Source organism: Micromonospora sp. NPDC051925 (assembly GCF_044548625.1).
Lineage (GTDB): Bacteria > Actinomycetota > Actinomycetes > Mycobacteriales > Micromonosporaceae > Micromonospora.
Genome location: NZ_JBIUCH010000014.1, coordinates 72,274 through 94,902, shown reverse-complemented (window position 1 = coordinate 94,902; position 22,629 = coordinate 72,274). Strand labels below are relative to the sequence as shown.

The 22,629-nt window shown below is 74.0% G+C and carries 23 protein-coding genes; 11 read left to right on the top strand and 12 right to left on the bottom strand.

Translation table 11 applies throughout. The features are described from left to right. The first annotated feature begins 17 nt into the window (after positions 1-17). The 5 genes from ACIG87_RS20210 (at position 18) to ACIG87_RS20190 (ending at position 4,635) form a co-directional block, all read left to right on the top strand. On the top strand, positions 18-875 hold the full coding sequence (locus ACIG87_RS20210) for a spermidine synthase (protein WP_396852256.1): 858 nt from the start codon (positions 18-20) through the stop codon (positions 873-875). Between the two features lie 82 nt (positions 876-957). Then, entirely contained in the window at positions 958-1,662 is a 705-nt protein-coding gene (locus tag ACIG87_RS20205) for a sigma-70 family RNA polymerase sigma factor (RefSeq protein WP_396852255.1), read from the top strand. Continuing rightward, a complete protein-coding gene (locus ACIG87_RS20200) occupies positions 1,659-2,441 on the top strand; it encodes an anti-sigma factor family protein (protein WP_396852253.1) in 783 nt (260 codons plus the stop codon). The genes ACIG87_RS20205 and ACIG87_RS20200 overlap by 4 nt, the downstream gene beginning before the upstream one ends. Before the next feature lie 205 nt (positions 2,442-2,646). Continuing rightward, positions 2,647-3,318 carry a hypothetical protein gene (locus ACIG87_RS20195; RefSeq protein WP_396852251.1) on the top strand — a complete coding sequence of 224 codons (672 nt, stop codon included), beginning with the start codon at positions 2,647-2,649 and terminating at the stop codon, positions 3,316-3,318. 399 nt (positions 3,319-3,717) lie between these two features. Continuing rightward, on the top strand, positions 3,718-4,635 hold the full coding sequence (locus ACIG87_RS20190; RefSeq protein ID WP_396852250.1) for a DNA-3-methyladenine glycosylase family protein: 918 nt from the start codon (positions 3,718-3,720) through the stop codon (positions 4,633-4,635). Positions 4,636-4,783: 148 nt separating this feature from the next. Here ACIG87_RS20190 and ACIG87_RS20185 read toward each other — a convergent pair whose 3' ends face one another. The 3 genes from ACIG87_RS20185 to ACIG87_RS20175 all read right to left on the bottom strand — a co-directional run bounded on the left by ACIG87_RS20185 (position 4,784) and on the right by ACIG87_RS20175 (position 6,223). Continuing rightward, on the bottom strand, positions 4,784-5,287 hold the full coding sequence (locus ACIG87_RS20185) for a DUF1990 family protein (RefSeq protein ID WP_396852249.1): 504 nt from the start codon (positions 5,285-5,287) through the stop codon (positions 4,784-4,786). A 53-nt stretch (positions 5,288-5,340) separates the two neighbouring features. Next, a complete protein-coding gene (locus ACIG87_RS20180) occupies positions 5,341-5,763 on the bottom strand; it encodes an SRPBCC family protein (RefSeq protein WP_396852248.1) in 423 nt (140 codons plus the stop codon). A 250-nt stretch (positions 5,764-6,013) separates the two neighbouring features. Next, complete coding sequence (locus ACIG87_RS20175) at positions 6,014-6,223, bottom strand: hypothetical protein (RefSeq protein ID WP_396852247.1); 210 nt, start codon at positions 6,221-6,223, stop codon at positions 6,014-6,016. A gap of 135 nt (positions 6,224-6,358) precedes the next feature. Between ACIG87_RS20175 and ACIG87_RS20170 the strand changes: the two genes are divergently transcribed. Further along, positions 6,359-7,474 (top strand): ATP-dependent DNA ligase, encoded by a 1,116-nt coding sequence (locus ACIG87_RS20170; RefSeq protein ID WP_396852246.1) that lies wholly within the window; start codon positions 6,359-6,361, stop codon positions 7,472-7,474. A gap of 29 nt (positions 7,475-7,503) precedes the next feature. Continuing rightward, the gene (locus ACIG87_RS20165; protein ID WP_396852396.1) at positions 7,504-9,087 is read left to right on the top strand and encodes an alpha/beta hydrolase; all 1,584 of its coding nucleotides are present in this window, start codon (positions 7,504-7,506) and stop codon (positions 9,085-9,087) included. A 95-nt stretch (positions 9,088-9,182) separates the two neighbouring features. Here ACIG87_RS20165 and ACIG87_RS20160 read toward each other — a convergent pair whose 3' ends face one another. Beyond that, positions 9,183-9,680 (bottom strand): potassium channel family protein, encoded by a 498-nt coding sequence (locus tag ACIG87_RS20160; RefSeq protein ID WP_396852245.1) that lies wholly within the window; start codon positions 9,678-9,680, stop codon positions 9,183-9,185. Between the two features lie 74 nt (positions 9,681-9,754). Between ACIG87_RS20160 and ACIG87_RS20155 the strand changes: the two genes are divergently transcribed. Then, positions 9,755-10,207, top strand: coding sequence for a GNAT family N-acetyltransferase (locus ACIG87_RS20155; RefSeq protein WP_396852244.1), 453 nt, complete (start codon positions 9,755-9,757; stop codon positions 10,205-10,207). Positions 10,208-10,904: 697 nt separating this feature from the next. Here ACIG87_RS20155 and ACIG87_RS20150 read toward each other — a convergent pair. The 4 genes from ACIG87_RS20150 to ACIG87_RS20135 are packed head-to-tail and all read right to left on the bottom strand — an operon-like array spanning position 10,905 to position 18,543. Then, on the bottom strand, positions 10,905-11,624 hold the full coding sequence (locus ACIG87_RS20150; protein WP_396852242.1) for an ABC transporter ATP-binding protein: 720 nt from the start codon (positions 11,622-11,624) through the stop codon (positions 10,905-10,907). Then, positions 11,621-12,619: an ABC transporter ATP-binding protein gene (locus ACIG87_RS20145; protein ID WP_396852240.1), complete on the bottom strand. Its 999-nt coding sequence runs from the start codon at positions 12,617-12,619 to the stop codon at positions 11,621-11,623. The genes ACIG87_RS20150 and ACIG87_RS20145 overlap by 4 nt, the downstream gene beginning before the upstream one ends. A gap of 1 nt (position 12,620) precedes the next feature. Next, positions 12,621-15,314: an FtsX-like permease family protein gene (locus ACIG87_RS20140; protein WP_396852239.1), complete on the bottom strand. Its 2,694-nt coding sequence runs from the start codon at positions 15,312-15,314 to the stop codon at positions 12,621-12,623. 43 nt (positions 15,315-15,357) lie between these two features. Then, complete coding sequence (locus ACIG87_RS20135) at positions 15,358-18,543, bottom strand: FtsX-like permease family protein (RefSeq protein ID WP_396852237.1); 3,186 nt, start codon at positions 18,541-18,543, stop codon at positions 15,358-15,360. A 139-nt stretch (positions 18,544-18,682) separates the two neighbouring features. On the opposite strand from ACIG87_RS20135, the gene ACIG87_RS20130 reads away from it, so the two are divergent. After that, positions 18,683-18,976, top strand: a complete 294-nt coding sequence (locus ACIG87_RS20130) for a hypothetical protein (RefSeq protein ID WP_396852236.1) — start codon at positions 18,683-18,685, stop codon at positions 18,974-18,976. Positions 18,977-19,031: 55 nt separating this feature from the next. Here the strand turns inward: ACIG87_RS20130 and ACIG87_RS20125 are convergent, their stop codons facing one another. From ACIG87_RS20125 to ACIG87_RS20115, 3 genes are all read right to left on the bottom strand, one after another. After that, positions 19,032-19,619: a GNAT family N-acetyltransferase gene (locus tag ACIG87_RS20125; RefSeq protein WP_396852234.1), complete on the bottom strand. Its 588-nt coding sequence runs from the start codon at positions 19,617-19,619 to the stop codon at positions 19,032-19,034. Positions 19,620-19,757: 138 nt separating this feature from the next. Continuing rightward, on the bottom strand, positions 19,758-19,913 hold the full coding sequence (locus ACIG87_RS20120) for a hypothetical protein (RefSeq protein ID WP_396852232.1): 156 nt from the start codon (positions 19,911-19,913) through the stop codon (positions 19,758-19,760). A gap of 349 nt (positions 19,914-20,262) precedes the next feature. Continuing rightward, positions 20,263-20,793 (bottom strand): hypothetical protein, encoded by a 531-nt coding sequence (locus ACIG87_RS20115; protein WP_396852230.1) that lies wholly within the window; start codon positions 20,791-20,793, stop codon positions 20,263-20,265. Here ACIG87_RS20115 and ACIG87_RS20110 point away from each other — a divergent pair. After that, complete coding sequence (locus ACIG87_RS20110) at positions 20,780-21,061, top strand: hypothetical protein (RefSeq protein ID WP_396852228.1); 282 nt, start codon at positions 20,780-20,782, stop codon at positions 21,059-21,061. The two genes, ACIG87_RS20115 and ACIG87_RS20110, sit on opposite strands and share 14 nt — an antisense overlap. Positions 21,062-21,122: 61 nt before the next feature. On the opposite strand, the gene ligD is transcribed toward ACIG87_RS20110, so the two are convergent. Further along, on the bottom strand, positions 21,123-22,163 hold the full coding sequence (ligD, locus tag ACIG87_RS20105) for a non-homologous end-joining DNA ligase (protein ID WP_396852226.1): 1,041 nt from the start codon (positions 22,161-22,163) through the stop codon (positions 21,123-21,125). Positions 22,164-22,210: 47 nt separating this feature from the next. Here ligD and msrB point away from each other — a divergent pair, with 47 nt between their 5' ends. Next, a complete protein-coding gene (msrB, locus tag ACIG87_RS20100) occupies positions 22,211-22,621 on the top strand; it encodes a peptide-methionine (R)-S-oxide reductase MsrB (protein ID WP_396852224.1) in 411 nt (136 codons plus the stop codon). The last annotated feature ends 8 nt before the right edge of the window (positions 22,622-22,629 follow it).

Genomic DNA, 22,629 nt, shown 5'->3' with positions numbered 1-22,629 from the left:
CGTGGGGGGTGCCGCTGATGGGCCGCCGTCGTGGCGACGACCGGATCGTCGCGCCGGTCGACACCGGCCGGGCCGAGCTGGTGCCGGACCCGGACCGGCCCCGCTCGTGGACGCTGCTGCTCGACGACGCCCCGCAGTCGCACGTGGACCTGGCCGACCCGACGCACCTGGAGTTCGAGTACGTCCGCCGGCTCGGCGCGGCGCTGGACCTGATCGCCCCGGCGGGCACGCCGCTGCGGGTGCTGCACCTGGGCGGCGGCGCGCTGACCCTGCCCCGGTACGTCCAGGCCACCCGGCCCGGATCGACGCAGCGGGTGGCCGAGGTGGACGGCGCGCTGGTGGAGCTGGTCCGCCGGGAGCTGCCCTGGCCGGCCGATCCGAGGTTGAAGGTGCGGGTCGCCGATGCCCGCGCCACCCTGGAGTCCACCCGGGACGCCGGGTACGACGTGGTGGTGGCCGACGTCTTCGCCGGTGCGCGTACCCCCGCGCACCTGACCAGCGTGGAGTACGCCGGGCAGGTGGCCCGGGTGCTCGCGCCCACCGGCTGGTACCTGGCCAACCTGGCCGACGGTCCACCGTTGCGACACACCCGCGCGCAGGTGGCCACGGTCCGGTCGGTGCTGCCCCGGGCCGCCCTGGTCGGCGACGCGGCCGTGCTGCGCGGGCGTCGGCACGGCAACCTGGTGCTGGTGGCGGGGCGGGTCGAGCCGCCGGTGCCGGAGCTGACCCGGCGCGCGGCCGGGGACTGGTTCCCTGGTCGGGTGCTGGCCGGCGACGAGCTGGACCGGTTCGCGGCCGGTGCCGCGGTGGTCACCGACGCGGACGCCACCGACTCCATCCCGCCCCCGCCAGGAATTTTTTCGGTCCGCCGTTGATCCGCGGGGAAGAGCCGTCCGTATCACCGGGCGGCGCCCTCCCCGTGGGCCCGCTGATGTCGGTGGACAGCAGGAGGTCTGGATGAGTGCGGTCGCGGCCGGCTTGCACGGCGAATTGGCCAGGCCAGGGTGGATGTTCGCCCGGGCCCAGCCGCAGTCCCGTGCCTCGAGGTCAAGCCGGGGGGTCGACGCCGGACCCACCGATCGCCAGAATGGCCCGGTGACTCCGCGATCGGCGCCTGGGCGGCACCAGGCCACCCCGTCGTCGCCGGAGGCGAGCCACTCCGACCAGTTGGTCCGGCTGCTCTACGCCGAGCACGCCGGTCCGTTGCTGATGTTCGTGATGCGGTTGACCGGTGGTGACCGGCAGCGCGCCGAGGACATCGTCCAGGAGACGCTGCTGCGGGCCTGGCGTAACGCGCACCGGCTGGGGGTACAGGGCCAGGGTTCGCTGCGTCCCTGGCTGGTCACGGTGGCCCGGCGGATCGCCATCGACGAGCACCGCAGCGAGCAGGCCCGCCCGCCCGAGACGTACGACCGGGACCTGACGGCGTTCGCCGAGGCGGACAGCACCGACCGGGTGCTGCGCACCATGACGGTGGCGGACGCGCTGCGGACGTTGAGTCAGTCGCACCGGGAGATCCTGGTGGCGACGTACTTCCGCGGTCGGACGGTGCCGGAGGCGGCCGAGGAGCTGGGCCTGCCGCTGGGCACCGCCAAGTCGCGGGTCTACTACGCGCTGCGCGCACTGCGCACGGCCCTACAGGAGAGGGGGGTGACGGAATGAGCCGGGCAGACCACATGGATGTCGCCGCGTACGCGCTCGGCGTCCTGGACGTGCAGGACACCGAACGGTTCGAGGAGCACCTCGCCACCTGCTGGGCCTGTGCCGCCGAGTTGGAGACGATGGTCCCGGTGGTGGGGCTGCTCTCCGACATCGACGGCGAGACGATGATGGCGATGGAGCAGACCGCGACGGATCCGGCCCTGTTGGACCGTACCCTGGTCGCGGTCCGCACCCACCGGCGCAAGGCCCGGTTCCGTCAGGTGCTCTCGATGGCCGCCGCGGTGGTGGCGGTGGGGGTGCTGAGCGGTGTCGGGGTGGCGACCTTCGGGGGTACGGGCGGCGGCGCCGGTCCGGTGATCGCCGAGCCGACCCGGTCCACGCAGGTGGACGGGCCGGCGAGCCCGCAACCGACCCGGTCCGGGCCGTCGGTGGGCGGCAACGAGATCGAGGGCGACCAGTTCGACGCCACCGACGGCAGCACCGGCGTGAAGGCCACCATGTGGCTGGACAACAAGGAGTACGGCACCTGGATCGGGTTCAACCTGACCCGGCTGCCCGGCCCGCGCACCTGCCGGCTGGTGGTGATCCGGAAGAACGACACCACCGAGGTGATCTCCACCTGGGCGGTGCCGGGGACGGGTTACGGCACCACCGCCAACCCGCAGAACCTCCAGTTGGAGGCCTCCACCTCGGTGTCGCGTGGCGAGATCGCGAAGTTGCAGGTGCAGTCGGTGGACGCCAACGGGGTGGCGAGTCCACTGGTCACCGTCGTCCCCTGACAACCACCACCGGAAACGGCGTCGACCGATCGGGTCGACGCCGTTTCCGGCTTTTCCGGGCCGAACGGTGTCCCTGCTGGCGCACACGTACGGCCGGCCGGAACGGTTCAACATCCTCGATGTGAAATGGCCCACTGTCGATCGTTCAACCTTGACAGTGGACGCTCCGTACTACTCGGTGAACTGCCAAGAATGAGGAGGGCACGTGGCAAAGATCAAGCGGACGACCGTCATCGTCGCGAGCGCGGTGGTCGCACTTACGGCCTGCGCTCCTGCGGGCTACGACGGAGCGAACTCCAGCGCCGCCGAGCCGGTCGCCGTCGCCGCGGCCGAGCCCACCGCGGCGGTCGAGCCGGAGGCCTCGGCCTCCCCCGGCGCCTCCGGGGCCCCGGCCGCCGAGCAGGCGCCGGCCCCGGCCAACGTCCAGCTGACCGACCAGCTCGTCGGTAAGAAGATCGCCCGAATGGGCAGCGTGGTGGTGGACCAGGAGGGCTTCATCCTGTACCGCTTCGACAAGGACTCCGACGATCCGCCGTCGTCGAACTGCGTCGACAAGTGCGCGCAGGTCTGGCCGCCCGCACTGACCGACGGCAACCCCCAGCTCCAGGGTGTCTCCGACGACAAGGTCGGCACCGTCACCCGCCAGGACGGCACCCGCCAGATCACCATCGGTGGTTGGCCGGTCTACCGCTACATCGGCGACAAGAAGGCCGGCCAGTGGAAGGGGCAGGGCGTCGGGGGCACCTGGTTCGTGGTCGACCCGAACGGCAAGAAGAACCTGACCTGCCTGCCGACCGGCACCCCGAAGGCGGTCGCCCCGCCGGCGGCCGGTGACTCGGGCGGATCGAGCAGCGGCGACGGGGGCTACACCTACTGATCCAGCCTCAGCCGGGACACGGTGGTCGGTCGCAGCCGGGGAGGGCGCGACCGGCCACCGTCACGGATCAGGACCGTCGACGTACCGGCAGATGTCGTACGGTCCCGGCCGCGACGCCGGCCCCCACCGGGCCGGCGTCGCGGTACCACCCGCCGGACCCTCCCCCACGAATCCCCGGAGCGGACGAGGGCGACGGACGCGCCACACGCCAGCGGGCGCGCGCCGTCGAAGGTCCCCCCAACCCCGCACCCACGGCCGCTCGGGCGGTCGGTCCGCTTCGGGATGGAGACACCGCCGACGTGCAGGGCGTCGGCGGTGTCGTCCATCTCCGCCCCGGCGCGCGAGCAGCCGGCCGTGGGCAGGGCTGATCTCGGCCCGGAGGCATGGCACAGTAGCGGGGTGACCTGGGACGAGCCGGCCGCACGCCGGGTGCTGCGACCGCCGGTCGACTACCGGCTCACCGCCTCCGTCCGGGCCCTCACCTTCAGCCCCTACGACCCGTGTGCGCGGATCGCCGCCGGCACCTTCTGGTGGGCCACCCGCACCCCCGTCGGCCCCGCCACCCTGGCCCTGCGCCCCGAGGGCGGCGAGCTGGTCGCCGAGGGCCACGGGCCCGGCGCCGACTGGGTGGTCGAGCGGGCCGGGGCCGTCGCCGGCCTGCGCGACGACCTGACCGGATTCACCGAGCTGGCCGCCGCGCATCCGCTGGTGGCCGAGCTGGCCGCCCGGCACCGGGGGCTACGGATGCCGGCCACCGGTCAGCTCTTCCCCCGGGTGCTGCGGGCAGTCTTCGAGCAGAAGGTCACCGGCCCCGAGGCGTACCGGGCGTACGCGGCGACCGTACGGCACTTCGCCGAGCCCGCACCCGGGCCGTTCCCGCTGTTGCTGCCGCCCGACCCGGCCGCCGTGGCGGCCACGCCGTACTGGGTGTTCCACCCGTTCGGCGTGGAGCAGCGCCGAGCCGACACGCTGCGCCGGGCCGCCGCCCTGGCCGACCGGCTGGAACGGTGCGCCGACAGCGCCGAGGCGACCCGGCGGCTCACCGCGATCCCCGGCATCGGCCCGTGGACCGCCGCCGAGGTGGTCCGGATCGGGTACGGCGACCCGGACGCGGTCAGCGTCGGCGACTACCACGTGCCGAACACGGTGGCCTGGGCGCTCGCCGGTGAGGCGCGCGGTGACGACGCCCGGATGCTCGAACTGCTGGCCCCGTTCCGGGGGCACCGGGGGCGGGTCTGCCTGCTGCTGGCCGCCGCCGGCATCCAGGCCCCCCGGTTCGGCCCCCGGATGCCGATCCGCTCGTTCGCCCGCTTCTGACCCGGCCGGCCCGGTGGCTGCGGGGGCCGAGCGGGGTGGGCTCTCGGCCGTACGGCCAGGCAGGGCTGGATCGCGGCGGGGCGGCCGTGCAGGGCTGGCTGTCGGCGGTAACGCCCCGTGGGGCGGGTTCTCGGCGGGGCGGCCGAGGTCAGGCGTGGGCGCAGAGTCGGCGCAGGGTGTGGGCCAGCCGGCGCGCGTACCCGTGCTGGACGGCGCGACCGACCGGCCCGGCGGCGGTCGTGAACCAGCGGTCCGGCCGGCTGAACGCGGTGACCTCGAAGCTGACCCCACCCTCGGCGTCGCAGCGGACCAGGAACGCCTCCTCGCCGCGTTCGGGATGGCCGGGGAGGGTGCCGTAGCCGAAACCGGCCTCCCGGTCACCTTCGGCCACCCAGACCACCTCACAGGGCCCCCACACCCGCAGCGGACCCACCCCGAGCCCCGGGGTGACCCGCACGCCGGGCGCGGCCCGCAGCGCGTCGGTACGCACCCGCACCCCGGCCGCCCGGTGCAGTCGCCAGCTCAGCACGGCCTCGGCGGCGACCAGGAAACTGCCGGGCGGCATGAGAAAGCGGTGCCGCAGGTGGTGGTAGCCCGCCGGCAGCGGCCCTCGCCGGGTCGCTCCCACCTCGGGGTATGTCAACTCGGACACCGCACCTCCCAGGGTCGCCGCCCAGCCTAGGGCCGACGGCCAGGACCGGCGAGTCAGCCCGCCTCGCAGCGCTGCCTGAGCCCGTCGGCCTCCAGCCGCAGGTAGCGGCGCACGAGCCGGCCGCCGAGCCAGCCGGTCGGACCGGCGAGCGGACCGGTGAACACCAGGGCCAGCTCCACCCGGACCCGGCCGTCGGGCAGCGGCACGATCCGGTGCTCGCCCCGGCTGCGTACCCCGGGAGCAGTGGACTCCCAGACAAAGGAGCGGGGCGGGTCGATCTCGGTGACCCGCCAGTACGTCGGACGGAGCCGGGGTTGCTCCAGCCAGGCGGTCGCGCCGAGGGCCAACGGCCCGGCCTCACCCCGGCGGGCGGTCCGGACCGAGGCGGTCCACTCCGGCCAGCGCTCGACGTCCGTCTGAACCGCCCAGACCGTGTCGATGTCCGCGTCGACCTCGGTCGTCGCCTCGAACCGCATGTCGCCTCCCGTGGCCCTACCGGCGGCACGCAGCGCGCCGCCCACGTCCTGACGATGATGCCGGCTCGAACGTGACCCGGCAGCCCCGCGCGTCCCGACCGGACACCGGTCGCAGCGGCATCGGACCGAGCCGGGCATCGGGGCCGGACGGGCACAGGCCGGGCGGGAGCACTCGCCGGGCGGGAGAACAGGCCGGGCGGGAGAACAGGCCGGGCGGGAGAACAGGCCGGGCGGGCTCAGCCGGGCGGGCTCAGCCGGCCTCGCGCAGGTCGGCCAGGTCGAGCGGGGTGTGCCGGCGGAGCAGTTCCGCCAGCTCGGCGACCGTGGCCGCCTCGCCGAGCACGTTCTTGCCGCCGCCGTGGCGGGCCGGGTAGCGGTGCACCAGCCGGTAGCGGTGCCGGCCGCGGACCAGTTCGACGGTGACCCGCCAGCGCCCGCAGCAACCGCACCACCACTCCACCCGGCGACGGTAGCTCTGCGCCGCGCCGACACCGCCCGCATCCGCGGGACGAGGGGGTCGGGACGGGACACGCCGGACCTGGACCGACGGTGATCTGTCTCACCACTGTCGGTGGCGTCTGGTTGACTGGTCGCCGTGGACCTGCCGATCAACCCACCGGTCGAGCCGATGCTGGCCAAGAGCGTGTCCCGCCTGCCCACCGATCCCGGCCTGACCTACGAGCCGAAGTGGGACGGCTTCCGCTGCATCGTGTTCCGCGACGGCGACGAGGTCGAGCTGGCCAGCCGGGGCGGCAAGTCGATGACCCGCTACTTCCCCGAGGTGGTGGCGCAGGTCCGGGCGCAGCTGCCCGAGCGGTGCGCGGTCGACGGCGAGTTGATCGTGATCCGGCGCGACGGGCCGGGCGGTCAGCCCCGGCTCGACTTCGAGCAGCTCGCCCAGCGCATCCATCCGGCCGCCTCGCGGGTCACGCTGCTCGCCGAGACGACCCCGGCCGACTTCGTCGCCTTCGACCTGCTCGCCCTCGACGACGAGCTGCTGGTCGACCAGCCCTACCCGGCCCGCCGGGAACGCCTGGTGCGGGCGCTGGTCGGGGTCCGGCCGCCGGTGCACGTCACCCAGGTCACCACCGACCCGGAGACCGCCCGACGCTGGTTCGAGGTGTTCGAGGGCGCCGGGCTGGACGGGTTGATCGTCAAGCCGGCCGATCTTCCTTACCAACCGGGCAAGCGGCTGATGGCCAAGGTCAAGCACGCCCGTACCGCCGACGTGGTGGTGGCCGGATTCCGCTGGCACAAGTCCGGGCCGGTGGTCGGCTCGCTGCTGCTCGGCCTCTACGACGACGCCGGGGTGCTGCACCACGTCGGGGTGAGCGCCTCGTTCACCATGGCCCGCCGGCAGGAGCTGCTCGACGAGCTGGCCCCCTACCGGGAGGCCGACGCCGAGCACCCGTGGGTGCACGGCGACCACGAGCGCGGCCAGCGCATCCCCGGCGGGGTCAGCCGTTGGACGGGCACCAAGAACCTCGACTGGGTGCCACTGCGCCCCGAGCTGGTGATGGAGGTCGGCTACGACGCCATGGAGGGCGACCGGTTCCGACACACCGCCCGCTTCGTGCGCTGGCGACCCGACCGTGATCCGCGCTCCTGCCGCTACGACCAGCTCGATCGCCCGGTGCGGTTCGACGTCGACCAGGTGCTCAGGGGTGATCCGGCGGTGACCGTGCCGCCGGGCGCCCCCACCCCGGCGTAGCCTGGCGTCCACACGATCATGGAGGCTCGCTGGTGACCCGCTCTGCCCACCGGCTCCGCCGGGTCCGGCTCACCCTGGCCGGGCTCGTCGCGGGCGCGCTGCTCGCCACCGGGTGCACGCTGCCGGCGTTCGCCCCGCGCACAGAGGACTCGTCGGCTGCGGCGCCCGGCAACGCCCCCACCTGGCGGTCCTGCCCAGAGGTCGCCGACGAGCTGGTCGGCCGGGGCGCTCCGGGGATGCGGTACGAGTGCGCCAAGATCGCCGTGCCCCGCAACTGGGGCACCGGGACGGGGGCGACCGCCGGGCCGGGCAACGGCGAGACCTTCGAGATCGCGCTGCTACGGGCCCGTTCGACCACGCAGCGGGACCGGATCGGCTCCCTGGTGATCAACCCGGGCGGGCCGGGCGGGTCCGGCGTGGACACCGCCGTCTACCTGTCGTTCGGGCCGTCGTTCGGAGGGCTGCCCACCTCGATCACCGACCGGTTCGACATCGTCGGCTTCGACCCACGCGGGGTGTCCCGGTCCAGCCCGGTGAAGTGCATCTCCGACGCCGACCTGGACGCCAGCTTCGGCTACGACCCCGACCCGAGCAGCCAGCAGTCGTTCGACGCCTACCAGGCGCTCAACCAACGGATCGGCCGGGGCTGCGGCGACCGGTACGGCGACCAGCTCCCGCTCTACGGCACCACTCAGGCCGCCCGGGACATGGACGCGGTCCGGGCCGCCGTCGGTGACGACAAGCTCACCTACCTCGGCTACTCATACGGCACCCTGCTCGGCGCGACCTACGCCCAGCTCTACCCGCAGCGGGTCCGGGCGCTGGTGCTCGACGGCGCGGTCGACCCGCAACAGAAGCTGGTGGCCGGTTCGGAGAGCCAGGCCCGAGGCTTCGAGCGGGCGTTCGACAACTTCGACCGCTGGTGCACGGCGAACGCCGGCCGCTGCCCGATCGCCCCCGACGCCCGGGGCGCGGTGACGTCGGCGATCGACAAGGCGAAGGTCTCCCCGGTCCGCGGGGCCGGCGGGCGGGAGGCCACCTCCGGATGGGTCTTCTACGCGGTGATCTCCTCGCTCTACACGGAATCGGGTTGGGAGGAACTGGCCCGGGCGATCGACAAACTCGGCCAGGGCGACCCGGCCGACGTGTTCAAGCTCGCCGACGCGTACACCGGACGCGGCGAGGACGGGTACTACTCCAACCTCTTCGACGCCAACCTGGCGGTCAACTGCGCCGACGAGACCGAGAAGCCCAGCGTCGACCAGATCCGCGAGCTGCAGTCCCAGTGGCGGCAGAAGTACCCGCTGTTCGGCCCGGCCCTGGCGGTGGGGATGTTCGGCTGCGTCGAATGGCCGGGCGGGCGTGACCCGTACCCGACCGGCCGGGCGGACGGGGCGCCGCCGATCGTGGTGGTGGGCACCACCGGCGACCCGGCCACCCCGTACGAGCAGACCGCCCGGCTGGCCGCGATGCTGGGTGTGGGCCGGGTGCTGACCTGGGAGGGCGAGGGGCACACCGCGTACCCGCAGACCAGCTGTGTGACCGAGGCGGTGGACGCGTACCTGATCTCGCTCACCGTCCCCCGGGAAGGGCTGCGCTGCCCCGCCCGGTGACGGGGTGGCGGCAGGCAGCCGGCAGCCGGCCGGCGGTCGCTGCCGGCGGAGGCGGATGACGAGCACCGGTTACGGCGCTGGCGGCGGAGTCAGGGTCAGCGGCGGTAGCGGTGTCCGCGCAGCCGTTGCCTGACGAGGCTCGCGTGGTCCGGTGGGGCCGGTTCGGGTGGCAACTCCGGCAACACGATGCCCTGCTGGACGGCCAACTCCTCCAGCAGGGCCCGCATCCGACGTACGTCGTTCTTCAGCTGCTCCTGCTCGACGTGCTCGAACGCGTCGTCGTCGACGATGAGCCGGCTGGCGAAGTGCGCGGTGATCAGGGGGATGACCAGCAGCACCATGGTGGAGATCAGCAGCGCCGCCAGGATGCGCCCCTGCCAGGTGGTCGGCGAGATGTCGCCGTAGCCGACGGTGGAGGCGGTGACCACCGCCCACCAGACGGCGTCGGCGGCGCTGCGGTGCTCCACCTGGCCGTAGATCACCCCGGCCACCACGATCATCAACAGGTACGACGTGATCAGCGTCCGGGGCGAGTTCGCGAAGTACACCAGGCCCCGGTAGATCCACCGGAACGGCAACAACAACGGCTCCATGCCAGGTCATGCTGCCCCCAGGGCACCACCTCCGCCCGCCGATCGACCGGGACCGCTGTGACAGGCTGCCGGCCATGACCGACGTGATCCTCCGCGAGGCGGTCCGGGCCGACCTGCCCGCCGTGCTGGCCCTGCTCGCCGACGACGTGCTCGGCAAGGCACGCGACATCGCCGAGGTGGACGAGGCGTACGAGCGGGCCTTCGCCGACATCACCGCCGACCCGCGCAACCAGCAGGTGGTGGCCGAACGTGCCGGGGAGGTCGTCGGCTGCTTCCAGCTCACCTACCTCCCGGGGCTGGGGCGACACGGCGCCGAGCGGGCGCTCGTCGAGGGGGTGCGGATTCGGTCCGACCTGCGCGGTCAGGGGCTGGGCCGGACCATGATGACCTGGGCGATCGACCAGGCCCGTCGGCGTGGTTGCGCGTTGGTGCAGCTCACCACCGACAAGTCCCGTACCGAGGCGCACCGGTTCTACCAGCGCCTCGGTTTCGTGGCCAGCCACGAGGGCATGAAGCTCACCCTCTGAACCGGACGGCCGTCACCGCCCGGAACATCGACGACCGACGTCCGCACACCAGGCTCTCCACGCGCACCCCCAGCCCCAGCCCGAGCCGGGCCCGGGGCCGGGGCCCGGGGCCGGGGCCGGGGCCGGGGTCAGCCCCGGCGCGGACCCCAGGACCCGGAGCAGAGCCCGGGAGCCGGAGCAGAGCCCGGGAGCCGGAGCAGAGCCCGGGAGCCGGGGCCGGGAGCCGGGAGCCGGGGCCGGGAGCCGGGAGCCGGGAGCCGGGAGCCGGGAGCCGGGAGCCGGGAGCCAAGGACATTCTGATGGGAGCCTTTCGAGCTGATGACGGAAACGACTCAGGGGCAATGGCCGTAAGGCGGGCCGCTGACTCGACCGCAGACACCGGTCCGACCGCCGCCGCGGACCGCCCGTTCCAGATCGCAACCCTGACCGCGTGCCTGAATCGTTTCCGTCATCAGCTCGAAAGCACGCGACCCGAACACCACCGGCTCCGCTGTCGAAAGCCTCCGACAGATCTCCGAGCGAACCAGGCCAGGGACCAGGTATTGGTGATCATGCCGGGGACCAGGAACGGGCCGCAGCCGGAGACCAGGAAACGGAGACACGGAGACCAAGAAGCGGGCCGCAGGCGGGGACTAGGGAACGGGGAACAGGGAGCGGGAAGCAGGGAGCAGGGACGGTCGGACCTGCGGCGGAGGTTTCAGTCGTCGACCAGTCGGCCGTCGCGCAGGGTCAGCGTCCGGTCCGCCACCTCGATCAGGGTCGGGTCGTGGGTGGCGACCAGTGCGGTCATCCCCCGGGCGTGCACCACCGCACGGAGCAGGTCCATAACGGCCCGGCCGGTCTCGGAGTCGAGCTGACCGGTCGGCTCGTCGGCGATCAGCAGGTCGGGTTCGTTGGCCAGGGCGCGGGCCACGGCGACCCGCTGCTGCTGCCCGCCGGACAGCTCGTACGGGCGCTGTCGGGCATGGCCGCCCAGGCCGACCAGTTCCAGCAGCACCGCCACCCGCTGTTCGCGTTCCGCCGCCGGAACCCGGGCCAGCCGCAGCGGCACCCCGACGTTCTCGGCCGCCGACAGGATCGGCACCAGCCCGAAGGTCTGGAACACGAATCCGACCGTCCCCCGCCGCAGCCGCAGCAGCTCGGCCTCGCCGGCCTCGGTGACGTCGTGGCCGGCCACCCGTATCCGGCCCGTGTCCGGACGGTCCAGGCCGCCGACCAGGTTCAGCAGGGTGGTCTTGCCGGCGCCCGAGCGGCCCCGCACCGCGACCAGCTCGCCCCGGCCGGCGGTGAAGGAGACCTCGCGGACGGCGGGTACGGCGTGCCGCCCCCGGCCGAACGTCCGGCTCACCCCCTCGAGCCGCACCACCTCGTCGATGACCGGCTCGGCGGCCCGGACGGCGGACACGTGCTCGCTCATGCGTCACTCCCGTTCTGCTCCGCCGTACGGTCGCCGGGGCGGACCTGCACGTGGTCCGGTTCGAGATCGAGGCGGACCCGGTCCCGTAGTGCCAGGGCCTCCACGAAGGCCGCCGGTAGCTGCATCCGGCCGGTCCGGTCCAGCACCGCGTACTCCTCGCTGACCAGTTCGGTGCTGCCGTCGGCACCGATCCGCGCGGTCCGGCGTACCTCGGAGGCGGTCCGGCCGTCGCGGATCGCGACGGTCCGGCGGACCTGGGTGGCGACGGCCTGGTCGTGGGTGACCACCACCACCGTCACCCCCAACTCGGCGTTGATGGTGCGCAGCGCCGCGAAGACCTCGGCACCGGTCGCCTCGTCCAACTCGCCGGTCGGCTCGTCGGCGAAGAGCACCTCCGGGTCGTTGGCCACCGCCACCGCCACCGCACAGCGCTGCTGCTCACCGCCGCTGAGCTGGCCGGGTCGCCGGTCCGCGCAGTACCCCACCCCGACCAGTTCCAGCAACTCGTCGGCCCGTCGTCGCCGGGCCCGGCCGCCACCGCGCCGACCGGCCAACCGCATCGGCAACTCCACGTTCTCCCGGGCGGTCAGGTACGGCAGCAGGTTCCGGCCGGTCTGCTGCCAGACGAACCCGACGGTGTGCCGCCGGTAGCGCAACCGGCGGCGGGCGGAGAGCGCCAGCAGGTCGTACTCGGCCACCCGGGCGATCCCCGCGGTCGGGGTGTCCAACCCGGAGAGGATGTTCAGCAGCGTCGACTTGCCCGAACCGGACGCCCCGACGATCGCCACCAGCTCACCCCGGTCGATCACCAGGTCCAGCCCCTGGAGGGCGACCACCTCGACCCCTTCGGTCGTGAAGATCCGGACCAGGCCGTCGCAGACGATGTGCCCCCGCAGCCGGTCCTGCCCGCCGGCCCGCTCGGCCGCCCGCTGCGCCGCGCGTCGTTGCAGGTCCGCCAGATCCGGTACGACGGGACTCTCCGCGATCCTGGTCATCTCAGCTCTCCTCTCCGAGCCGGAGCACCTCACCGAGGCGCATCCGACGGTTGTTCAGGGCCTCCACCGCCATCGCGAACCCCAGCGCGACCGCGCCGAGCCCGACCGTGGCGGCGACCAGAGCGGGCGCGAAGGTCACCCGTACCGGCACGCCGCTGGTGAACGCGGCGAGCCCGAGCACCGGGGTGAGCAACACCGGCAGCAGCACCCCGACCAGCGCGCCGGTCAGCACCGACACCCCCACCAGCGGGGCCAGCTCCACCAGCAGCAGTCCCCGCCACTGCCGGCGGGACAGCCCCAGGGTGCGCAGCCGGGACAGCACCTCACCTCGGGCACGGGCCCCGGCCAGCACGGTGAAGGCGACCGCGAGCAGGGCCAACACCCCACCGGCCACCGCGCCGGCGGTGAACCCGAAGCCGAGCAACCCGTTCGCGCCGCCCCCGCCCAGCCGCAGCCGGGTCTGTGACCAGGTCACCACCGCCGCGCCCCGGGGCCGTTCCCCGGCGGTCAGCGTCCCCTCGGTCTGGTAGCGACGCTGCCCCTCGTCCCCGGCCCGACGCAGCACCTCGGCGGCGAGCCGGTCGCCGGCCACCAGGAAGCCGGTGGGCACCGGCGGATCGTCTCGACGGGGCAGCGCCTGCCAGGGCAGCACGACGTACCGGGTGGTGTCCGGCCGGGCCAGCGGGAAGTCGGCGACGGTGTCGGCGGGCGTGAACTCGTACCGCTGGCCCTGCACGGTGACGAAGGCGGACCGCAGGCCGGCGGCGGCCAGGTCGGCGGCGACCGCCGGGGAGACCACCGCCGGCAGCGGGCCGTCGCCCGGTCGGGCGTCGCGCAGCAGGCCGGGCACCGGGACGTCCCGACCGGCGGCCCGCGCCGTGCGGGCCAGCCCCGGGCCGTCGACCAGCAGCACGCTGGTGTCACGCAGCCGGGCGTCGGTGCCGTCGGCGTCGGTCGCCAACCGCTGCGCCGGCTCGTCGACGACTCCGGTGGCCGCCCGCACCCCGGGCAGCCGTTCCAGCGCCGGACCGGTGTCCGGGGCGAGCCGGTCGCCCCGGATCAGCGCGTCCGCCGGCACCGCGCGGGTGGCGACGTCGTCCCGGGTGGCCTCGATGCCGGTGGCGACCACGCCGCAGAACGCGGCGGTGGCGACCGCGAGCACCACCACGACCAGCGGGGTGGCCGCCGCCGCCCGGCCGGCGCGGACGGTCCCCAGGAACGCCACACTGCCCCGGGTACGCGCGGCGAGCCGGCCGGCCAGCCGCACCGGCCACGGGTACAGCCGCAGTGCGAGCACCGAGGCGGCCACCGCGACCAGCGCCGGCACCGACACCAGCAGCGGGTCGACCGCACCCGGGGTGAGGCCCCGCCGCCGCAGCAGCACCACCGCGAGCCCGGCAAGCAGCACCAGGGCGGCCTCCGTGGTGGCCCGCCGCGCGGACGGCCGCAGCCGGACCAGGTCCCGCCGCCCGACCACCCCCGACGGTACGGTCAGCGTCGCCACCGGCAGCGCCAGCGTGACCAGGACGGTCGCGCCGACGGCGAGTGGCCCGGTGCCCCCGGGCGCACCGGGCAGCAGGCCACCGAGCAGCCAGCCGAGCCCGGCGGCGGGTGGGACGACCAGCAGCGACTCGGCGAGGCTGCGCCGTACACCGGCGGTGCCGCCGCCCCGGGCGCGGATCAGGACGAACTCGGTACGGCGGCGGCGCACGGTCAGCGCGGCGGCCAGCACGACCAGCCCGGCCAGCGTCGCCAGCACCCCGGCCCCGACGACGGCGAGCAGAGTACGCGCCGAGGTCACCGCCCGGCTGAACTCGCGCAACGGGACGTCGACCCCCTGGGTCAGCTCCGCGCCGGTGTCGGTGCTGCCGCGTGCCAGCCGCTGCACCCCGTCGATGAGCTGGTCGATCCGCCGCACGTCGATGCCGTCCGGGCCGAGCCGGTACCGCCAGGTGAACGACACCGGCCGACCTCCGGCGGCCTGCCGGTCCAGCGCGGTGGTGGCGACCACTGCGACCAGGACGAACGGCTGGGCGTCCCCCTCCGGCTCGACGACCTCCAGCACCGAGGGCAGGGTGTCCCAGATGCCGTCGGCGCGGTCGGTGGGCCGGAACAACCCGACCACGGTCAGCGGGGTGGGCGGGCCGACCCCCGGGTCGCCGGGGGCGGCGAGGAGGAGTCGACTGCCGACGCGCAGGTGGAACCGGCCGGCGACGTCGGCGTCCAGGGCGACCTGCACCGGGGCGTCGCCGTCGGCCTGCTCGTCCGGCCAGCGGCCCTCGACCAGGGTGCCCGCCGCGTCGATCCCGGGCAGGGCACGCAGGCCCAGGTCCACCAGGTGGTTGTTCCGGGCCAGGTCGGGGCCGGTGACCCGGCCCGCCGGGGTCTGCGCGGCGTACCAGCGGTGCGCCACGGCGGCCCGCACGTCGGCGGGCATCCGCTGTTGGCGCACGTCCAGTTCGGCGGCCTGGCCGCTGGCCGGTGGGGCCCCGACGGCAGGGCGGGTGGCGTACGTCAGGTCGCGGCGGGCGGCGGGCTCGGTGGCCAGGTGTTCCCGCAGCCCCTGGTCGGCCAGCCGGTTGACCACCCTCGGCACCCCGCCGACCAGCAGGGTGATCACGATCGTCAGCGCGGCCAGCAGCAGGAACTGCCCACTGTGGACGCCTACCCGGCGGGGCACGGCACCGATACTCATCGCTGGTCCTCCCCGTGGTGCGGCAGCCCGGTTCTCGGTGTCCTCACCGTTCTCCCCCGACCCGCAGTCGGGTGACGGCGACCCGCTGTCGCAGGCCGGTGGCCATCGCCGCGCTGCCGGCCGACGCGGCCAGCAGCAGCCCCGCCACGGTCCACCCGATCGGGGTCCAGGCCAGGGCGAACACCGGCTCGGGCACCGGTCGCCCGGCGGCCGGGGTGAGCACGACCAGCGGGGCCATGGTGGCCCCGACCGCCGCGCCGAGCAACAGGCCGACGCCGACGCCGATCCCGGCCAGGAAGGTCTGCTCGGCGAGCAGCGCTCGGGCCAGCAGCCGGGGCGACGCGCCGAGGGTGTGCAGCACCGAGAACTCGCCGAGCCGGTGCCGGGCGGTGGCCCAGACGTCCACCACCAGGCCGACCAGGGCGAGCAGCACCGACCCGAGGGCGGCGGCCAGCAGCCCCGTCCGGGCGCCCTGCCAGTACGGGTCGACGGCGGCAACGACGGCTTCCTGCCGACGGTCCAGCAGGGTCGTCCCGGGCAGCGCGGCGGCGGCCCGGGTCGCCTCGGCGTGCCCTGCGGCGTCGACCCGCAGCCACCACTCGGGCACCGCCCGGACGGTGCCGGAGTTCCGGATCAGCCAGTCGGTCGCGGCGGGCAGGTCCAGCAGCACCCCGTCCCCGGCGGCGGTAGGCAGCGCGGTCACCTCCGCGATCAGCCGCACCGGCAGGGAGACCCCGGACAGGGCCAGCGTGACGGTCTCCCCGGGGCGGACGTTGAGCGCGGCCCGCACAGCCGGGGTCATCAGCGCCGGTACGGCGGAGTTCGGACCGTCCGGCACCACCGCGAAGCGGGAGGACGGCTGGTACGCGTACCGGCCGCCCTCGATGAGGCCGACCGGGTGGGTGGCGGTCAGCCCGTCGCCGGTGACCGTGGCGCTGCTCTGCTCGGCCGGTTCGGCGGAGGCCACCCGCCACGCACCGGTGAGCGGGACGGCGGTCGATCGGGCGTCCGGCCCGACGGTGCGCAGCCCGCGGACCTGGATCGCGTACCCGGTGCCGGCCACGTCCCCACCGTCGGCCTCGAAGCCGGCCAGCCGCAGCCCGTCGACGGCCGGCAGGGTGACGGTGAACGGGGTGGCGAGCCCGTCGCTGCCGGTGCTCGCCACCGGCAGCCGGTACGCCAGCCCGTCAGCCCGGGTGAGCAGCACCGACACGGCAATCCGGTGTGGGCCGACGGGCCGCTCGACGGGGGTGCGGACGGTGCCGGTGAGGCTGCGGGCGGCGGCCGGCAGCGGCACCCCGACGGCCGTTCCCCGGGCGGCAGCCAACTGCGGGAACAGCTCCCGCGCGGGCCGGTCGGCGAGCCGGTCGCTGAACTTCACCACCCCGGCGGCGTGCGCGGTGTCCAGGCCGAGCACGGTGGCCTGCCGGTCGTCCCGGCCGACCCGGACCTCGTCCCGCCAGACCGGTAGCGCCCGGTCGACCCCGGGCAGCGCGGCGAGCGCGGCGGCCCGGTCGACGGGGGCGACGCCGGTCCGCTCGACCAGCCGCAGGTCCGCGCCGACGGCATGGTCGGCCTGGTCCACCTGGGACCGTTCCCCGGTGGCGACGAGTGACCAGGCCAGGGTGCTGCCGCCGACGGCGAGGGCGAGCAGCAGCACCGGGCCGGCGTGCGGACGCCGGCCGGCCTGCCACATCCCGAAGATGGTCGCGGTCCACGGCCGCCGGTCGACGAACCGTTCGGCGAACCGGGTGGCCGGCGGGAGCAGCCGCAACGCCACCACGGCCCCCGCCAGCACCCCCAGCGTCGGCGCGGCCACCAGCAGTGGGTCGACGCCGAGGTCGTTGCCGGCACCGGCGAGTGGGGAGGAGTAGTGACGCAGTTGCAGCCAGGCCAGCGCGGCGAAGGCGACCAGGGCCAGGTCGAGTCCGGCCCGGCTGATCGTGCCGACCCGGTCGGGCCGGGACCGGGCGGCCAGATCGGCCACGTAGGTGCCCCCGCCGCGCAGGGTGGGGGCGACCATGGCGACGAGGCAGCCGACGGCGGTGGCGACGGCCGCCGCCCACCACCAGCTGCCCCCGCCGACGGCCCGGCCCAGGTCGACCGGACCGTCGGCGGCGAGCCGACGCAGCGCCCCACCGGCGAGCAGCGGCCCCAGCAGGGCCGCCGGGACGACCACCAGGGTCGCCTCCCGGGTGGCCAGCCCGGCGAGCTGCCGTCGGGCCGCGCCCCGGGCCCGCAGCAGCGCGGTCTGGTCACGACGGTCCTGGTGCAGCAGCGCGGCGATCAGCACCAGGGCGTATCCGCCGAGGACCACGATCAGCAGCAGCGGGGTGGCCAGCGCGGAGCGTCCGGCCAGGTCGGCCCGGCCGATCCGGTCGATCAGCCGGTCGAGTGTGGTCACCGCCTGCGCGGAGGAGCCGAGCCCGGCCGCCTCGGGGACCTCGGTCGCCGCCGTGGCGACGGCCCGGCGCAGCGCGGGCAGCCGGTCCGCCCCGACGGCGGTCAGGTCGGGCGCGATCATCCAGGCGGCGGAGACCGAGCCGGGGAAGGTGGCCGCGAAGTCGGCCGGGTCGAGCACGAACGGCCCGTGCGAGGCGTCGGTGTCCGGGTCCGCGCCGAGCCCGGGGGCGAGCCGCCAGTACGGGTCGGCCGGGTCGCGGGGCCGCCAGGTGCCGGAGAGCACCACCTCCGTACGCCGGTCGGCGCTGCGGTCGCGCATCGGCACCCGGTCGCCGGTCCGCAGGCCCAGCGCACCGGCGACGCGTTCCGGCAGGGTGGCCTGGAGCGGGCCGGCCCCGGCGGTCGGCCAGCCGCCGTCGACGAGGTCGGCGTGTCGGGGCAGGTCGTCCAGGGTGGCCAGGGTGGCGAAGACCGGGTCCTTTCCGGTGCGGACGACCGGGCCGAGGTCACCGGTGAGTTCCCGACCGGTGCCGTAGCGGGCGGCGGCGACGCGGACCGGGGTGTCACCGAGGGCGGCGGTGAAGCCGTTCCGGACGGCCCGGTCCCGGCTGGCGTACTCGGCGGGGTCTCGTCCGCCGGAGCCGCTGACCAGCAGGCTGCGTTCCTCGACGGGCGCGGCGGCGAGCAGGGCCCGCTGCCCCGCGTCGACGGTCCGCCGGTTGTAGTCGGCGAGCCCGGTGACCAGCGCGATCGCGACCAGTGCGGTGGCCACCGCCGCCAACAACAGCCCACGCGCCTCGCGGGCCCGCCGCCACACCAGCTCCATCCGTTGCCTCCCCCGGGCCCGGGGTCGGGCCGACGGAGACCAAGAGCGGCGACCCGGCGGAAAAGGTTCGCACCCGTTACATGATCGTTACTCTGGATCGACCGATGACCGGTTGGCGCGGGTCTGGTTGGATCGGGGCATGGACACCACTCTCCTCCTGCTGGCCGGGGCCCTCGTGCTGGCGCTGCTGTTGCAGTTCCCCCGGCGCAACCGTCCCGACGGCGTATCGCTGAAGCTGGCGGAGATCGAGCGTCGCCAGCGGCTGATCATGGACCACCTCGGCATCGTGGACCGGGGGCCGGCGCTGCCAGGGGTGCGGGACCACCTGGCCCGGGGCGACAAGATCAAAGCGATCAAGGCGTACCGGGAGGCGACCGGCGTGGACCTGCGCACCGCCAAGGAGGCGGTCGAGGCGATCGCCGAGGGCCGCTGAGCCGACCGGGTCCGGCCGGGACACCCCCGGCCCGTCCGCCGGGCCGGCACGGCGGTCAGCGCTGCGCGAGCGCCGGGCGGGCCGGGCGGTACATGGAGTAGACCAGAGGTCCGCCCTCGATCGTGGTGCGCGCCGTGACCGCGAAGCCGAGGCGTTCGTAGAGGCGGACGTTCCGCTCGTCTGAGGTTTCGAGCGCGATGCCGTTCGGGTCGCCGGACTCGTCGACGAGAGCCAACCCCGCGGCGGTGACAGCGGAGCCGAGACCAGCGCCGCGGCGATCCGGGTGGACCCCCACCGTCGCGAGGTCCCACGCACCTTTCGGCCGCGACGGCAGCTCGGCGGCCATCAGCGCCGCCAGTCGATCGCCGTGCAGATCCGCTACCCGCGCCTGTAGCTCCTCACCCGGCGCAGGCGCGTCGGGCGGCAGGAACGCGGCGACCGCCTGGCGGTCGTCATCGACGAGGACAAAACCGTGTTCGAGGGCGTGCCCCAGGTAGAGGGCCTGCAGTTGTTCGAGTCGACGTGGGTAGTCGTCTGCCGGGACCGACCATCGCGTCCACGAGTACTCGTGGAACGCGACGGCGAGCGTACGCGCAGCGGATGGCAGGTCGAGGGCGGTGGCTCGTCGGATGTGGGCGCTCATCGGCACAGAGCCTAGTCAGTCCTTCGTCAGCTCCGGCCCGTACCCGGCCCCGGCCCGTGCTTCGGCCTGGAAGCCGGCACGGACCGAAGGCCCGCTCGGCGAGGGAATAGGACCGTCCCGACGACCGCGTGTCGGGCGCTACTTGACGAGCAGGGTCAACAATCCGGTGAGGGCGACGAGTACCGCCGCCAACCCGGCGAGCAGGGCCGGCAGAATCTTGAGGTATTCCAGGATCACGGAATGCCTACCCGACGCCCCGCCGACCCGTTGCTCTTTCCTCGTCGTGGCCGCCATGGTGAATCCCCTGTCCGAACTAGCGCACGGTCGGATGAATCGGAATCACCGACCGGACCTCACCCGCAGCGAGGACGTCTGCCCAGGTCACACGAGTGCAGCCGGCTTCCTCACATCCCACCTTCATATTCGACCGTAGGCTTCATCAGCACGTGGGCGCAATCTCCAGCACCGTAAAGAGGGAGGAGGAACGCCACTTTCACGCGTGGGAGTGGCACTCCCCGCAAGTTATTCCAAAAACGGCAGCCGCTGGCCCACGCTAACGACCGCACACCTGGTTGACGCCGGAGCGAATTTCGGTCGGCAGGTCGCGACTAAGCCTGTTTCATCACTCGCCCAAGTGCCGCGCTCAGAATGGGGTGAAGATCCCCGTCGTGGCCATCGCGACCCGTTTGCGCGCGGCAGCCTCGTCGTCGTCGAAACGGTCGACGGCCCACGACAGCGCGAGCACCAGCTGATACACCTCATCCACGGTGAACGGGCCGACCAGATCCCCGGCAGCCTTCGCCGAGTCGAGGAACCGGCCCGTGCGCTCGATCAGCGGATCGCAGGCCGGCTTCATCGGCGACTGGCCATCCTGCAGGGTACTCCCTGTCAAGTGGGGACCGTCCCCGAATGGACTGTGCGGGGAGGCTCTCCACTTGGCGTGACCGGGGCGAACGGCGCTCTCGGCGTGGAGTTCGTGCGGCAGGCGCTGGAACGGGGTGCGGCAAAGGTCTACGCCACCGCGCGTACCACGAAGGACTGGGACGACACCCGCGTCCGGCCGCTCACCCTCGACATCACCGATCCGGGCAGCGTCGCGCGCCGCCGCTACCGCGACGGACGTCGACCTGCTGATCAACAACGCGGCGTCGAAGGCGGCGATGTGGTCGGCCACCAACGCCTTGCGCACGCAGCTCGGCCCGCGCGGCACGCAGGTCATCGGCCTGCTCGTCGGCCTGATCGACACCCCGATGTCGGCCCGCTGGGACATGCCGAAGGTCAGCACCGAAAGTGTCGTGGCTCAGGCCTACGACGGCGTCGCGGACGGTTCGATCGAGGTGCTGGCCGACGAGACCACCCAGTATCTGAAGTCCCGGCTCGGCACCAAGGCCGAGGAACTCTACCCGTGGCTCGACGAGCAGATCGCCGGGTTCGTGCCCTGAGCCGCAGGACATCACCTCGTGCCGACCAGGCACGAGGTGCTGGTCGCCGGGATCTCCGCGCTCAGTCGGCGTTCTCGTCGGCCGGGCGCTTCGCCCGGCTGGGTTGCACCCGTTTCGGCTCGCCGGGCATCTTCGGATGGTCCGGCGGGTAGGGCAGGTCACCCAGACCGTGCGCGGCGTCCCGATCCGCCCAGTCGAGCAGGGGCGTGAGGTCGAAGGCGACATCGTCGATGCCGGCGTGCGGGTCGCCCCGTTCGGCCAGCCGGGCCGGCACGGTCCGCAGGTCGAAGTCGTCCGGGTCGACATCGGGCAGCTCGTCCCAGCCGACCGGGGTGGAGACGGTGGCCCGAGCGGTGGCGCGCAGCGAGTACGCGCAGGCGATGGTGCGGTCCCGGGCCATCTGGTTGTAGTCCACGAAGACCCGTTGCCCGCGTTCCTCCTTCCACCAGGCGGTGGTGACCAGCTCGGGGCGACGCCGTTCCAGCTCCCGGGCCAACGCGATGGTGGCCCGGCGCACCTCGGTGAACGTCCAGCGAGGGGCGATCCGCAGGTAGACGTGCACCCCCCGACCGCCGGAGGTCTTCGGCCAGCCGGTGACACCCAGCTCGGCGAGGATGCCGCGCAGCTCGGCGGCGGCGGTGGCCGCGTCGGCGAAGTCGGTGCCGGGCTGCGGGTCGAGGTCGACCCGCAGCTCGTCGGGGTGGTCGACGGCGGTCGCCCGGACCGGCCAGGGGTGGAACACCACGGTGCCCATCTGGGCGGCCCAGGCGACGTGGGCGAGGTCGGTGGGGCGCAGTTCGTCGGCGCCGCGCCCGCTCGGAAAGGTGATGCCGACGGTACGCACCCACGGCGGCACCCCCCGGGTGGGCACCCGCTTGGAGAAGAACGACTCCCCCTCGACGCCGTCGGGAAAGCGTTGCAGGGTGGTCGGCCGGTCCCGCAGGGCGCGCATGATCCCGTCGCCCACCGACAGGTAGTAGTGGAAGACATCGACCTTGGTGAAACCGCGCTCCGGGAAGATCACCCGATCCGGGCTGCTCAACCGGACGGTGTGCCCGGCCACCTCGATCTCGGTCGTCGTCGCCTTCGCGTTGCCCGCCATTTCGCGACCATATGCGACGCCCCCGACATCCGACGTACCGTTGGCGGGTGAGTCTTGACGAGAACGAACTGCCCCGCACCGAGGACGAGTGGCGGGTCCGGTTGACCCCGGAGGAGTTCCGGGTGCTGCGTGAGGCAGGCACCGAGCGCCCCTGGACGGGCGAGTACGTCGACACGAAGACCCCTGGCGTCTATCACTGCCGGGCCTGCGGGTGGGAACTGTTCTCCAGCGACACCAAGTTCGACTCGCACTGCGGTTGGCCGAGCTTCGACGACGCCATCCCGGGCCGGGTCAAGGAGATCCAGGACCGCAGCCTCGGCATGGTCCGTACCGAGATCCGCTGCGCCCGCTGCGACAGCCACCTGGGGCACGTCTTCCACGGCGAGGGTTTCACCCCGAAGGACACCCGGCACTGCGTGAACTCGGTGTCGATCCGCCTGGAGCCCCAGCGGGACTGACCCCAAAT